This window comes from Nostoc sp. CmiVER01, from assembly GCF_034531135.2.
Lineage (GTDB): Bacteria > Cyanobacteriota > Cyanobacteriia > Cyanobacteriales > Nostocaceae > Nostoc.
Genome location: NZ_JAVRBU020000020.1, coordinates 84720 through 98717, shown reverse-complemented (window position 1 = coordinate 98717; position 13998 = coordinate 84720). Strand labels below are relative to the sequence as shown.

Here is a 13998-nt window from a genome sequence, read left to right as displayed (position 1 = left end):
CTGAGCAAACCAAATTAATTACTAACTTTTGGTTTTTTCAGGGGATTGGGAACTAGGCGATGCCTGCGGCAGGCTACACCAACGCATTTACAGCAGTCATGCCACGCCACTATAAGTTATATTTTTAAACTTTATTAAAAGGATACGCTTAACCAAGTAAGTTTTCCGAAATTATGTTTTTTTACCAAGCAAGAAAGAGATTATTTCAATTAGACATTCCATAGAGATGCATGTAATTTATTGCAAGATAGTCTCTAAACATCAATCCTGACAGCCAAATGAGTAGCATTTGAGTAGCGCGATCGCTAAAAACCAGGTAAAGCATAGCGTTTTTGAGTAGCAAATGAGTAGCAGGATTGATACGAAACCTTAAAATGCTTACGGTATCGTCAAATTCGTAGACTAGACTAGAACCACAGGGTAACAATCAGAGGAATATTATGATGAGCGATCGCGACTACACATTAATTATTGACAAAAGCGGTAGTATGTCCACACCCGATCAAGTGGGTGGTAGAAGTAGATGGGACATCGCCCAAGAGTCTACTCTGGCTTTGGCAAGAAAGGCTGAACAGTTTGACCCCGATGGCATTACGGTGTACGTGTTTTCCGGTAGATTTAAACGTTACAATGATGTCACTTCAGCTAAAGTCGCACAAATATTTCTCGAAAATGACCCTTCTGGGACGACAAACTTAGCAGGTGTACTTCAAGATGCCCTCAATAATTACTTTCAACGCAAAGCAGCCGGTAAAAGTAAGCCAAACGGAGAGACAATTTTAGTCATTACCGATGGTGAACCAGACGATCGCAAAGCTGTATTTGAAGTGATCATTCATGCGACTCGCCAGATGGAACGTGATGAAGAATTAGGAATTTCAATCATTCAAGTGGGTTCAGATGCCCAAGCAACTAAGTTCCTCAAAGCTTTGGACGATCAGTTGCAAAGTGTTGGTGCTAAATTTGATATTTGTGACACGGTTACTTTAGACGACTTAGAAGATATGAGCCTTGTAGATGTATTGACGAACGCAATAACTGACTAATGTGTTGCTCGTGCATAGTCCAGTAACCAATTTTAGATTTTGAATTTTAAAATTTGGATTAAAAGATTTAAAACTTAAATCTGGTTTCACAACTAGTTTCAACTATGAAAATTAAAATCTAAAATTTATTTCCAACACCCTATTTTTAGGTTAACGGTTAATCCAAAATTAATTGACTCTTAATTGGAGAATTGAATAATGCTAGAAAATCGTGATTATACCTTGATTATCGACAAAAGTGGCAGCATGGCAACCAAAGATCAAAAGGGTGGTAGAACTAGATGGGTTGCAGCGCAGGAATCTACTTTAGCTTTAGCTAGTAAATGTGAGCAATTTGACCCAGACGGCATTACTATTTATGTATTTTCTGGTAAATTTAAACGATACGAAAATGTGACATCCGGCAAGGTAGCGCAGATTTTCCAAGAAAATGACCCCTCTGGTACAACTGACTTAGCAGGTGTGTTAAAACATGCAACTGATGATTACCTTCAACGCAAAGCAGCCGGTCAAACCAAGCCAAATGGTGAAACAATTTTAGTAGTTACTGATGGTGAACCGGACGATCGCAAAGCAGTAATGAAGGTAATTATTGAAGCTTCTCGCCGCATTGATCGAGATGAAGAATTAGCTATTTCCTTTATTCAAGTCGGCACAGATCCACAAGCCACCCGTTTTCTCAAAGTCTTAGACGATGAACTCCAAAGTGCTGGTGCTAAGTTTGATATCTGTGACACCATTACTATGGAAGATATGGAAGATTTGAGTCTATCGGAAGTCCTACTCAATGCCATTAATGACTAGCTATATTATTTATTAGGAATTACAAAAATGGATTCCATTGATAAGCTATTAGCTGAACTCCAAACTGAATACAAAGAAGTACAACCACAACAGCAGTCAAAATCAGCCACAGCCAAATCGTTTATTCCATCATCGCCAAAGTCGGCATCTTTCATAGATAATCTTTTGGCAGAAGTTCAGGCTGATTTTGCGGAAGAGGATGCTGCTATTGAGTTAAAAAGACAGCAAGAACTAGAACAAGAACGAATTCGACAAGAACAACTCAAAGCCAAACAACTAGAAGCTTTGAAAGTGGAAGCAAAAGAATGGTTAGCCAAAGTAGATCCACTTTCGTCAGAAGGACTTTGGTTTGAAAGGTTTGCTGAAAGTTATTCCTCAAAATTAGAGGCAGCGATTGAATATTTGAGAAACAACGAATAAAATAATTCGTAATTCGGAGAAATCTGCTAGCTAAAATTATAAGTTATACCAATTTTAAAAAAGAATACGACAAATAGACCACCTGTAGAGACGCGATTCATGAGCCAGCGCGTTGCGGGGGTTCCCCCCGTTGTAGCGACTGGCGTCGCGTCTTTACCCAAGGATGGGTTGCAATCATTAATTGAAATGGTATTAGCAATTATTATTTATTAACCATGCTCAATATTGATGGTGATTTTTTCGAGCTAACTGTTGCACAGCCCATTCATGCATAGCATAGAGAATTGGTTGTAAAGTTTCTCCTAAAGGCGTCAGAGAATATTCCACCTTGGGCGGAATTTGGGGATAAACTTCTCGATGAATAATACCGTCTTCTTCCATTTCTCTAAGTTGCTGAGTCAGCATCTTTTGCGTAACTCCAGGTAAAGCCCGTTGCAACTCACCAAATCGTTTGACGCCAGTCATTAATTCTCTAATAATCAAAACTTTCCAGCGTCCGCCAATCACCTTTAGGGTGGTTTCTACTTCACAAGTCAGCCTGCGATTATTTTCTGCTTCAGCTTTCATAGTTAGTTTTGTGAATTTGAAGAAGGCAAGAGACAAACCTCCTGCCTTTCAAGCTAAGTGTTGAATGTTCCTAATTCAATTTTTAATTATGACGTAGCTACCAATTCAGAATCGATTTCCGAGGGCGCACTATCTTGGACTAGCGAGCGCGTTTCACCATTACGCTGGAGAATACCGCCTACCATTGCCAACAAGGCGTTTACCTTGCGGGTTCGCCACATATCTACGAGTTTTTGCACTTCAGTCGCAGACATCCGTCGCATCATCGCTTCGTAAAGATAAGCAGCATGTCCAGTTTCATCTTGGGCAATACTTAACATTCCTAATTTCAAATTACGAGCGGTTGACTCGCTATCAGGTAATGCTTTCGCCATTCGCGCAAAGTCTTTACTAGCATCTAACTCCAGAATGTATGTGCTAGCCATAAACACATCCCAGTCAATAACAGCCGGTTTTAGCTGTTCTTGGGTGTAGCCTTCAAAGAATGCTGCGAAAAAGGGACTACGCTGTTGTGATTTTTTTGTGGTTGTAGTTTGGGGTTGAGCCTTGAAATCTATAACTTGTTTATTCAACTGTTGTAAGGCGTGGGCAAAAATTTTACCATGCCTAGTTTCATCTGATGCATGTTTTGCTAGTTTTTCGGCTAGCCATGTATCACCTTCGGCTGCGGCGCGATCGCTAAGTGCAGATAAAAACGGCACAGAGCCAGATTCCGCCAACTGAAACCCCGCAAGGATGTTAGGGCGGGTTTTAGAATCACGAATTTGAGCAGCAGAGTAATAGGCAAAAGCACCTGAACCAGCTAAATGCAGAACGTGAGTCAAGAAGTTCATCAGAAATTCCCGCCGACAATTTGAAGGTTACAATTCTTATACTAATCCGCATTTTCTATAGTGTGCCGCCAGAGGCTCTTACCATTTGGAATTTTCAATTGCCTGTGGCAGTATGTCGAAGGTTAACAAACATATCCTTGCATTTTGCTAGTATCATCCCACATAGGTAATGCGGTAATGCAGGTAACTTTGGATGGAGAGATTAACTAAACCAGTGCGATTTTGGCTTTGTGCAACTATCCTAATTTTGGGTTTGATAGGCTGCGATCGCTTTATTAGTAATTCTGGAGAACCAGTTGAGCGAGTTAGTGATGGCGATACTTTAGTAGTAAAAGATGCTGATGGCAAAAATCTTACTGTGCGTTTTGCGTGTGTAGATGCGCCAGAAATAGCTCATACTAACAAAGAAAAGCAAAGTAAACGCAGTAGCGATCGCAACCAATTTGATTGGGGTGTGAAAGCTCAAGAAAGGGTACAAGAACTGGTGCAGCAAGGAGGCGAACGCGTAACTTTGAATATTACTGATAGCGATCGCTATGGACGTAAAATTGCCGAAGTTCGTTTAAAAAATGGCACTTTTGTGCAACAGGTATTATTGCAAGAAGGTTTAGCAAAAGTGTATCGTCCCTATTTAAACAAGTGTCCTAGCAAAGACTTAGTTCAACAAGCCGAAGCTAAAGCCAAGGAACAACGCCTTGGCATTTGGAGCGATACTAAATTTATTAATCCTTGGGAATATCGCAGCCTATATAAAAAAAAGTAAAAACTCTAGCTGTTACTAACTAAATGCACTAAACTTTTACCATTGCATATTTACACGGTTATTCAGCAACTTCCAAAATCCTCCCCTACCTCCCCTGCTCCCCTGCTCCTCTGCCTCCCCTACTCCTTGCCCCCTACTCCTCTCCCCAAGTTTGCAGTTGCAAATAAATTAGTACCATCGTCACTGCTAGTAACACCGTCGCGGCGGCGGCTGCATAACCAAAATCAAATTGAGCAAAAGCCTCTTGATAAATGTAGTAAACCAGCAAATTAGTCGAATTCAGTGGGCCCCCGCCAGTCATCACAAAAACTTGCTCAAAACTCCGTAATGTAAAAATCGCGGTAGTGATGACTGCAAATATCACAGTCGAGCGCAATCCAGGGAGAGTAATATACCAAAATTGTTGCCAAGCATTTGCTCCATCTAAATCTGCTGCTTCATAACGGCTGGGAGGAATTGCTTGCAATCCTGCTAAAAAAACTACCATATTGAAACCGAGTTGTTTCCAAATACTCATTAAAATAATTATCGGCATTGCCCAAAATGTGTCTCCTAGCCAGGCTATGTTTGGAATACCGAAAAAATCAAAAAGTCCGTTTACTGGCCCTGATGTTTGAAACAGCCAGCGAAATCCCAACCCGGCTGCCACAAGTGAGATAATTGAAGGCAGAAAATAGGCACTTCGCAAGATGCCCCGGAAAGGAATGGAACGGTTTAATAACACTGCCAATCCCAAAGAGATAACTAAACTGGGAATGATAGTGGCAACAGTAAAATAAAAGGTGTTATCCAAAACTTGCCAGAAGTCGGGGTTGAGTAGCAAGCGCGAATAGTTTTTTAAGCCTATCCAATAAATACCTTTTAAAGTGAAACTACCAGCTGTGAAACTGAGGTAGAACAAATAAGCGATCGGCCAAATGATAAAAACGCCCAGTAAAATTAGTGCTGGTGTAAGAAAAATCCAGGCGGCTACTGTATCATTATCCAACCACGACTTACTATATATTTTTGGCATCTATAATTTTTCCTCTTAGCTGTTGTGATCCTCCGCCCTGATTTTACCCTTAGCTTGGTTTCTCCTTGTATTAGCGATGTATGCCAACAAGTCGCCTTGAAAATTATGGCTTGTGCGAATGACAGCAATTTTGATGCAATACTGCGTAGGTTTTGCCTAAAAAATAAAAATGTGTCGTACATCTGTACTTGATCGCGGTGCGACAAAGTTTGAAGTACCTCAATACGACTTTGAAGTACCTCAATACGACTTTGGAGTACCTCAATACGACTTTGAAGTACCTCAATACGACTTTGGAGTACCTCAATACGACTTTGAAGTACCTCAATACGACTTTGAAGTACCTCAATACGACTTTGAAGTACCTCAACATGACTTTGAAGTACCTCAACATGACTTTGAAGTACCTCAACACGATTTTGAAGTACCTCAATACGACTTTGAAGTACCTCAACATGACTTCGAGGTAAGTAGAACGACGTGAAAAAACCACACTGTGTAAAGATAAGTAAATAAGGCTGAAACTCTTTCTACCCCTGCCCCCTGCTCCTTGCCCCCTGCCTTATGCCAACAATAATTATTTACGCCGCCCTACTTATCTGTATGCTGTGGAATAGCTAAACTTCTGAGGCGATCGCTTGGGGTTTGCTCTTGGTTCATAATTATCTCTACTTGGAGTCTTTAAACTAAGTTTTGCATCAAAGCCCAGCAGGTGCGTAGTTTACAGCCGTAGGCATCGCTTATACTTTAAGTAACGTAATTGGTGATGGACTTATTTTGATACCATTATCTTACTTGTTGACTTAATATGCTATTATTAGCATAATTAGCAATAGATGAGTAAAAAACAAGAAAAACCCCTCAAATGGATTGCAAGCGCTCTTGATGATTTAAAAAATTTCCCTGAAGATGTGCAAGATGTAATGGGTTATGCTCTGGATTTAGCACAACATGGTGAAAAGCATCCTAACGCAAAACCTTTGTATGGATTTACAGGCACTGGGGTTTTAGAAATTGTAGATGATTTTGAAGAGGATACATACAGAGCAATTTACACTGTTAAATTTGCAGGATTTGTTTACCTATTACATTCATTTCAAAAGAAATCAAAACACGGTATTGCTACACCAAAACAAGATATAGGACTAATGTTTGATTTCTGAAAAAGCTCGGTAAAAATTAAAAGCCTAATTCCCTATTCCCTACTCCCTACTCCCCGCCCACGGAGATAATTTCAAAAATCAAATACGATTCCTATATAGATTTAGTTAAGAAGAGACTCAAGGTTGCTCAGGAAGATTATTTACAAGAAATAGCAAAAACAATGGAGTAAAAAATGAGCAAAGAAAATGATGTTTATATTAGTAACGGAAATGTCTTTGCTGATCTAGGACTGTCTAATCCTGAAGAGCGCTTAATTAAAGCAGAACTTGCACGCAAAATTAGTGAAATTATTGCTAATCGCCAATTAAATCAAGTCCAAGCAGCCGAAGTTCTTGGAATAGATCAACCAAAAATATCTGCTTTAACTAGAGGGAAACTAAAAGATTTTTCAATAGATAGATTGATCAGATTTATAAACATTTTAGGTAATGATGTAGAAATTACAATTAAGCCTAAACCAGAAAGCCGTTCAATTGCTTGCACGACTGTAGTTTGTGAATAATTATTAACCTAAAAGGCATACAGATAGTAATGATTTAACGCGCATTATTTCTGCAAGAAAGGCAACCAAATATGAGCAACGAATCTATTTCGAGCAACTCTCAGACTGATTGGCAAAGGCTTGATGCTATGAGCGATGAAGATATTGATTTATCAGATTGCCCGGAAATTACACCAGAACTGTTTGCTAAGGACGGGGTTATCAAACGCAGATCAATACTTTACTGCGAGCATATATGGAAGCTCATCGATAGTCAGTAAATCGATGCTGTAAAATAGCTGAACTTCTGAAGCGATCGCTTGGGTAAGCTCTTAGATTTACTTTATAAAAAGCAGTCTCTAAAGCGATCACTTCTAATTCTCCTTTACCCAATCGTTGATTTAAGCTGTTGAAGAGGGTTTTAAGGCTGGATGTGCGAACTTTAAGTTTACCAACGTTGATTAGTGTTTGAATGGTTTGGCTAGCTGGATCTGACTGTGATTAGAATTATTTTCAGGATAAGTATTTGCAGGTGTCTCCCCATGAATGTGATTCCATAAATCGACTGCACGCTGAATTAGCCAATCGCGAGAGTGTCCCACATTATAAATTAAAACTAACCAAAATACACATGAAATCAATTCTGTAATCCATTTTGCATCTTGAGAGGTAGAGGGAATAAAACTAGTACTTGGAGGCTGGACATCATTGGTGGCAGAAGATTTTGGTTTTTCTGCTGTCTTAGATATACTTATAGTCATATCCGGGGTTTGAGGAACTTCAGATTTAACAGTGTTAGCCGACTTAAACACTTGAGTTTTCTGTTCAACTTCTTGTGTCTCCATTTGAACTATTTCATCATCCGAAAGCTCAAGAATTTGTTGAAAGTGACGTAATTCCTCACGAATTGCTTCGCTGAGAGGATATTCAAACTCAATTGCCTCTGTAAATACTTGCCTATATTGCTCACACTTTTGCAGATAGTCTTCAATTGTAGATGTAATGCTATTTTGAATTGAGGAAACATCATCATCAATGAGACTCAGAGCTTGCTGAAGTTGCTTCAATGTACTTTTTTGAGCATCACTCAATGGATATTGCTGCCCAACAGCTTCTCTAAATTCCTGCTCGTATTGCCGAAAGTTTGCTTGATGCGTTGCAATCTCCGCATTAATTCGCCTCTCGATCGCTCCCACATCCCCTTCACTCAACCCCAACGTCTGCCAGGTTTGCTGCAACTGCTTTTGCGTCACTTCATCTGGATAATGCTGGCGCTGCGTCGCCTTCACAAACGCCTGCTCGTACTGCTGGAGTTTTTGATGATAGCTTTCAATTTGGGTTGTGATTTGCGCTTCAATTGGTGCAACATCTACATCCGTCAGCGCCAAGCGCTGCTGCTGTTGGCGTAAATCATTGCGGGTTGCTTCGCTGAGAGGATATTCCTGCTGCGTCGCAGTAAAAAACAGCCGTTGGTAGTCCTGAAGTTTTTGGTGATATGCTTCTACCTCAGCCGTAATCTGAGATTCTATCGCGGAAATATCAGCATTTGTAAGCTCTAATTGCTGCTGGGTTTGCCGTAAGCGATCGCGGCTTGCTGCACTCAAAGGAAACTCCTGTCGCAGTGCCGTTGTAAATTCTTGCTGATATATTTGCAGGTTTTGCTGATGCGTCTTAAACCGTGCAGTTACTAGTGCCTCAATCGGCATCGTGTCCTCATTTCGCAACCCCAAAATTTGCTGGAGATTTTGCAGATCCTGGCGATCGCTATCTGTAATTGTCTCATCTCGCTTCAGTAGTTCAGTAAACACCTGCTGATACTGCTGGAGTTTTTCGCCAAACTGCTTGCGGTACGGTTCCAACACCTGATCTTCGATCGCTTTCGCCTCAGTTACCTCTAACCCCAAGCGAGTCCTCTGATAATCCAATGTGCGACGACCAACAAGGGAAATTTCACCTCGATGAATAAATCGCGCTACCTCTTTACGGTATCGCTGTCTGGGATCGCCCGGAGCCACCTTTGCCAGTCGAATTTTAAAGCCTTCTCGAATTGCATAAATTTCCGGCTTCATTGCAGGTTGAAGTTCTCGCACCTTCTGACTGGCGTATTCATGGAGTTCATCGATGGAGATAAATTCATCTTGATCGCGATCGGCTTCTCCCGATTTGATACCTTCAACCAAAAAACGAGTGTAAATCGATAAATCTTGCCCCTGTTCCTCAAAGGAATATTGCGTTGAACTAGAAGAAGTTAATACGGCTCGTCCTTCACCGCCTAACTGCTCCCGAATGTCAATCGTGCCGTCATCTTTAGCAGACATTCCCTCAGCAAACGCGCCACTAAAGCAGCTATCTAGGATTACCACCTGCCGACGCGAACGGCTTTCGCTCATGCGATCGTGAATAAAACTAGCAGACACCGATGTTGAGCGAATCAATTCGCCTTGCGGCGTTTTACTGGTGTTGCGAGTCGCCAGATACAGCCTACCGCGATCGTCTTTGATGCCGTGTCCTGAAAAGTACAGTAGCAGCAAATCATCCCTGTGCCGACTGGAAAACAGCATTTCGATCGCCATTTCTACAACTTGTCGCTCAGGATTTTTCAGCAGAGTAATATCTGATGCAGCAAATCCGCCCATCTCAGGATGCAACAGTACCTCGTATACTGCTTCTACATCTCTAACTGCACTGGGTAAGGGATTCAGCCCTGGTTCATATTCACTGACTCCAATCAGCAACGCTACCTTCGCCATTTAACTTACCTATGCTGCGATCGAATCCTGTGCGGCTTTAATCTTTGTGTTGTTTCCTTCATACCAAGTATTAAAATATCACATATATCAATTGGACGAGTTATGAGCTAAATCTTTACCCACGACTTAGTATATATTTTTGGCATCTATAATTTTTTCTCTTAGCTGTTATGACCCTCCGCCCTGATTCTACCCTTAGCTTGGTTTCTCCTAGCATTAGCGATATATGCCGACAAGTCGCCCCTTTAAAACTGGGAATTATGGCTTCTGGGAATGGCAGCAATTTTGATATAGTTGCCCAAGCTATCCAAGATGGACAGCTAAATGCCCAAATTCAAGTTTTAATTTACAATAACCCCTCGGCGAAAGCAGCCGTAAAAGCAGCTAATCGAGGTGTAGAAGCTGTTTTATTGAATCACCGCAACTATCAAAATCGAGAAGAGTTTGATCAGAAAATTGTGCAGACATTGCAGCACTATGATGTGGAATGGGTAATTTTAGCAGGTTGGATGCGATTGTTAACATCAGTTTTCATAGATGCCTTTCCTAATAAAATTATTAATATCCATCCTAGTTTGTTACCTAGTTTCAAAGGAATCCATGCTGTAGAACAAGCCTTAGCATCTGGGGTAAAAATCACTGGTTGTACAGTGCATATAGCTTGTTTAGAAGTAGATAGTGGCCCAATCTTAATGCAAGCCGCAGTACCAGTATTGCCAGATGATACAGCAGAAACACTCCACGCCAGGATACAAATTCAGGAACATCGAATTTTACCATTAGCGATCGCTCTAGCAGCTTCTTCGTCAAAAACTACACTCAGCCCAATACAGTTGGGTTAAAAGAGGATAAGGGGCAGGGAGAAAGAGGACAAGGGGCAGGGGGCAGGGGGAAAAGGGGAAAAGAAAAGAACCTGCATCAAGCTTTTGACTTTCTCCCTGCTCCCTGCTCCCTGCCCCTTGCTTCTTCTACAAAGCTATACACCAGAGTTCGCTTCAGTAGCTTGATACGCTTGTAAGAGCCTAGCATGATCGAGAGTAAATCCTACTTGCATCGCTATCTGGGTAAATAAATCAATCTCAGGCTGTTGCCACTCACGCGGGCCAGAACACTGATGTGCAATTAACAAGCCGAATAGCTGGTCATCTTTGATAATGGGTGCTACTAAATTTGCTTTCACACCAAAGGATTCGAGCAGGTTAATATGACAATCAGCCAAACCGGACTCGTAAATGTTGTTTGTGGCTACAACACGACCAGACTGATACTTTTCTACATAGTTTTCTGTAAAACAAGGGTCGTAAATTTTAGACCGCAAAACTTTGGGATAACCTGGAACTACTGATTCAGCAATTATAATTCCGAACCAATTAGCGTAAAAGCTATAAACTAATACTCGGTCAACACTCAGTGCTTTGCGAACTTCTTCCACAGTGGTTTTGATGACATCCTCTTCGTTAAGCGATTGGCGAATGCTGCGGGTAATATCCACCAGTAACTGACTTCGCCTACTTTCAGCTTCGATTCGTTGCAAGAGTCTTGCATGGTCGAGAGCAAATCCCACTTGCATCGCTATTTGACCAAATAAATCAATCTCAGATTGTTGCCAATCACGAGGTTTGGAACACTGATGTGCAATTAATAAACCAAATAGCTGTTCATCTTTAAGAATGGGGGCTACCAAATTTGCTTTGACAGAAAAGGATTCGAGTAGGTTAATTTGATAATCAGCCAAACCAGCTTCGTAAATGTTATTTATTGCTAAAACGCGACCAGACTGATAATCTTCTACATAGCCTTGACCAAAATATAAATCTTGGATTTCAGATCGCAGAACTTTTGGATAGGTGAGAACAACTGATTCGGCAATCACAGTTCCAGAGTAATTAGCATTAAAGCTATAAACCATCACTCGGTCAGCACTTAATACTTTCCGAACTTCTTCTACAGTGGTTTTCAGGACATCCTCTTCATTGAGCGATTGGCGAATGCTGCCAATAGTATCTGCCAACAATTGACTTTGCACATTCTCAGCCTCGATTCGTTGCAGGAGTCTGGCGTGGTCGAGAGCAAATCCCACTTCCATAGCTATTTGGGCACATAAATCAATCTCAGACTGTTGCCAATCACGGGGTCTAGAGCATTGATGTGCAATTAATAAGCCAAACAGCTGTTCATCTTTGAGAATGGGTGCGACCAAATTTGCTTTCACACCAAAGGATTCGAGCAGGTTAATGTGACAATCAAGCAAACCGGCTTCATAAATGTTATTCGTGGCTTGAACGCGACCAGACTGATACTTTTCTACATAATCTTGAGCAAAACATGGGTCTTGGATTTCAGACCGCAAAACTTTGGGATAACCTGGAACCACTGATTCTGCAATCACTGTTCCCGACCAATCAGCGCTAAAGCTATAAACTAGCACTCGGTCAGTACTCAGTGCTTTACGAACCTCCTCCACGGTGGTTTTGATGACATCCTCTTCGTTAAGCGATTGGCGAATGCTGCGGGTAATGTCGATAAATATCTGAGCTGTATCCGCCTTCGTATCAACCTGTTCTAGAAGTTTGGTGTAGTCAAGAGCGAATCCTACTTGTATAGCTATCTGAGTGAACAAATCAATCTCAGACTGCTGCCAAAAGCGAATTCTAGAACACTGATGTGCAATCAATAAACCGAATAGCTGTTTGCCTTTAAGAATAGGTGCTACTAAATTAGATTTGACAGCAAATTGCTCTAGCAACTCAATATCACTATTACTGAGATCGGCTTGATAGATATTATCAATAGCACGGATGGAACCATTCCGGTATTTTTCTATATATCCTACCTCAAATCCAGGCTCAGAGACTGTAACCCCTAATATTCTAGGTAAACCAGGTGCTACTGACTCAGCGATAAAGGTTCCATTAGAGTTGGAGTTAAAGCAAAAAATGGTTACGCGGTCAATGCTTAAAGCTTTACGAATTTCTTCTGTGGTAATTTTGAGAACATCTTCTTCATTGAACGATTCTCGAACCCATCGCGTAACTTTCATTAATAGTTGGGAGTAATCAGCTTCGGTTTCTTTTTCCTTTGCCAAAACTGAAAGTAGCTCTGTAAATAAGTTTATGTTTCTCTCTAACATCACTAATTCATCTTCGTTAGCGATGAAATATTGAGTAAACTCACTATCTGGGCGTAGCTTGTTTTTGATACTATTAGAAATTGCCGCAGCTTTACTGACCCGACTCATAGCTCGATTAGTCACAAAAACAGCGATCGCACCTGTTAAAATTGCTGTTACTCCCATACCAGTTAACAAGAGCGACAATTGTCTCTGTAGAGCTAGTTCAGTTTCTGTTGAACTTGCCGCACTCTCAAGTCTTACTTGCGGAATTTGTTTAGTAATTAAATTAATGCCGTAGTTGTAAGTAGCTGTTCCAATTGCAACCACAGGAAGGACACTAATACTTAGTGCCCAAATAATTGCTTTAGTTTTTAAACTCCATTTCTGTTGCCGCAGCCTTTGTTCACGATTTCGTCTTGCTTGGTTTTGAGAAAAAGACTGATTCATAAATGAAACCTGGATTGCTGCAATTGAGAATCAAGTAAATAACCTCTTCACCAAATTCTACACAAAACTTATTAAACAAGGATTGTCTTTCAGGGGTATTTTGCGGCACTAAGCTTTTACGTCATGCGCCATAAAGCTTTTGTTGCTTTTGACCTCAAAAAATCAGGTCTAGTTAACGGGCTTGTTAACAATAAAATGGCGTAGTCGTAGCCCATCGTAGATATCGGTTTGTTTAATGTCTCATTTTTTATATTAGGTGTGTAGTTTTCTGACAAAACAGCCAAAAAATCTTTCTTTTTCAACAAGAACTATACAGACCTATCATAAGTTAGCCTCACCCCTCAAAAAGAGAAGAAACAACGCGATAATAAGCCTTTAAGCCGCTTGATAGGAGAGAAATTTACTACTCACCTTAGTTAGATTTGCGTAGCGGCAGAATGTGCAGAAAGAAGTTAGGGTTTAAGTGTATTTATTGTAGTCTACTTGACTAAAAACCTGTGTACCTGCGAACACACAAACACGCTTAACAAAAAAATTATAATATATAATCAAATCTGAATTTATATTTAATATAACTTAATTATAACTTATAAAAG

The 13998-nt window shown here is 40.7% G+C and carries 14 protein-coding genes; 9 read left to right on the top strand and 5 right to left on the bottom strand.

What is annotated here, in order from left to right; genetic code table 11:
• The first annotated feature begins 440 nt into the window (after positions 1-440).
• The 3 genes from RMZ43_RS29655 (at position 441) to RMZ43_RS29645 (ending at position 2270) form a co-directional block, all read left to right on the top strand.
• A complete protein-coding gene (locus tag RMZ43_RS29655) occupies positions 441-1046 on the top strand; it encodes a vWA domain-containing protein (RefSeq protein ID WP_322652791.1) in 606 nt (201 codons plus the stop codon).
• A 198-nt stretch (positions 1047-1244) separates the two neighbouring features.
• Positions 1245-1850, top strand: a complete 606-nt coding sequence (locus RMZ43_RS29650; protein ID WP_322652030.1) for a vWA domain-containing protein — start codon at positions 1245-1247, stop codon at positions 1848-1850.
• Between the two features lie 27 nt (positions 1851-1877).
• Positions 1878-2270, top strand: coding sequence for a salt stress protein, Slr1339 family (locus RMZ43_RS29645; protein ID WP_322652790.1), 393 nt, complete (start codon positions 1878-1880; stop codon positions 2268-2270).
• A gap of 219 nt (positions 2271-2489) precedes the next feature.
• Here RMZ43_RS29645 and RMZ43_RS29640 read toward each other — a convergent pair whose 3' ends face one another.
• Together RMZ43_RS29640 and RMZ43_RS29635 are read right to left on the bottom strand one after the other, a co-directional pair.
• Positions 2490-2837, bottom strand: a complete 348-nt coding sequence (locus RMZ43_RS29640) for a winged helix-turn-helix transcriptional regulator (protein WP_322652789.1) — start codon at positions 2835-2837, stop codon at positions 2490-2492.
• 86 nt (positions 2838-2923) lie between these two features.
• A complete protein-coding gene (locus tag RMZ43_RS29635) occupies positions 2924-3670 on the bottom strand; it encodes a ferritin-like domain-containing protein (RefSeq protein ID WP_322652788.1) in 747 nt (248 codons plus the stop codon).
• Positions 3671-3863: 193 nt separating this feature from the next.
• Between RMZ43_RS29635 and RMZ43_RS29630 the strand changes: the two genes are divergently transcribed.
• On the top strand, positions 3864-4433 hold the full coding sequence (locus RMZ43_RS29630) for a thermonuclease family protein (RefSeq protein WP_322652787.1): 570 nt from the start codon (positions 3864-3866) through the stop codon (positions 4431-4433).
• 133 nt (positions 4434-4566) lie between these two features.
• On the opposite strand, the gene RMZ43_RS29625 is transcribed toward RMZ43_RS29630, so the two are convergent.
• Positions 4567-5448 carry a carbohydrate ABC transporter permease gene (locus RMZ43_RS29625; protein ID WP_322652786.1) on the bottom strand — a complete coding sequence of 294 codons (882 nt, stop codon included), beginning with the start codon at positions 5446-5448 and terminating at the stop codon, positions 4567-4569.
• Positions 5449-5617: 169 nt separating this feature from the next.
• Here RMZ43_RS29625 and RMZ43_RS29620 point away from each other — a divergent pair, with 169 nt between their 5' ends.
• From RMZ43_RS29620 to RMZ43_RS29605, 4 genes are all read left to right on the top strand, one after another.
• Positions 5618-5932 (top strand): hypothetical protein, encoded by a 315-nt coding sequence (locus tag RMZ43_RS29620; protein ID WP_322652785.1) that lies wholly within the window; start codon positions 5618-5620, stop codon positions 5930-5932.
• A 352-nt stretch (positions 5933-6284) separates the two neighbouring features.
• Positions 6285-6611, top strand: coding sequence for a type II toxin-antitoxin system RelE/ParE family toxin (locus tag RMZ43_RS29615; protein ID WP_322652784.1), 327 nt, complete (start codon positions 6285-6287; stop codon positions 6609-6611).
• 173 nt (positions 6612-6784) lie between these two features.
• A complete protein-coding gene (locus RMZ43_RS29610; RefSeq protein ID WP_322651048.1) occupies positions 6785-7114 on the top strand; it encodes a helix-turn-helix domain-containing protein in 330 nt (109 codons plus the stop codon).
• Positions 7115-7185: 71 nt separating this feature from the next.
• A complete protein-coding gene (locus RMZ43_RS29605; RefSeq protein WP_322652783.1) occupies positions 7186-7374 on the top strand; it encodes a hypothetical protein in 189 nt (62 codons plus the stop codon).
• A 180-nt stretch (positions 7375-7554) separates the two neighbouring features.
• Here the strand turns inward: RMZ43_RS29605 and RMZ43_RS29600 are convergent, their stop codons facing one another.
• A complete protein-coding gene (locus RMZ43_RS29600; RefSeq protein WP_322652782.1) occupies positions 7555-9843 on the bottom strand; it encodes a caspase, EACC1-associated type in 2289 nt (762 codons plus the stop codon).
• 170 nt (positions 9844-10013) lie between these two features.
• On the opposite strand from RMZ43_RS29600, the gene purN reads away from it, so the two are divergent.
• Positions 10014-10685, top strand: coding sequence for a phosphoribosylglycinamide formyltransferase (gene purN / locus RMZ43_RS29595; RefSeq protein ID WP_322652781.1), 672 nt, complete (start codon positions 10014-10016; stop codon positions 10683-10685).
• A gap of 134 nt (positions 10686-10819) precedes the next feature.
• On the opposite strand, the gene RMZ43_RS29590 is transcribed toward purN, so the two are convergent.
• A complete protein-coding gene (locus RMZ43_RS29590) occupies positions 10820-13402 on the bottom strand; it encodes a GAF domain-containing protein (protein ID WP_322652780.1) in 2583 nt (860 codons plus the stop codon).
• Positions 13403-13998: the final 596 nt, after the last annotated feature.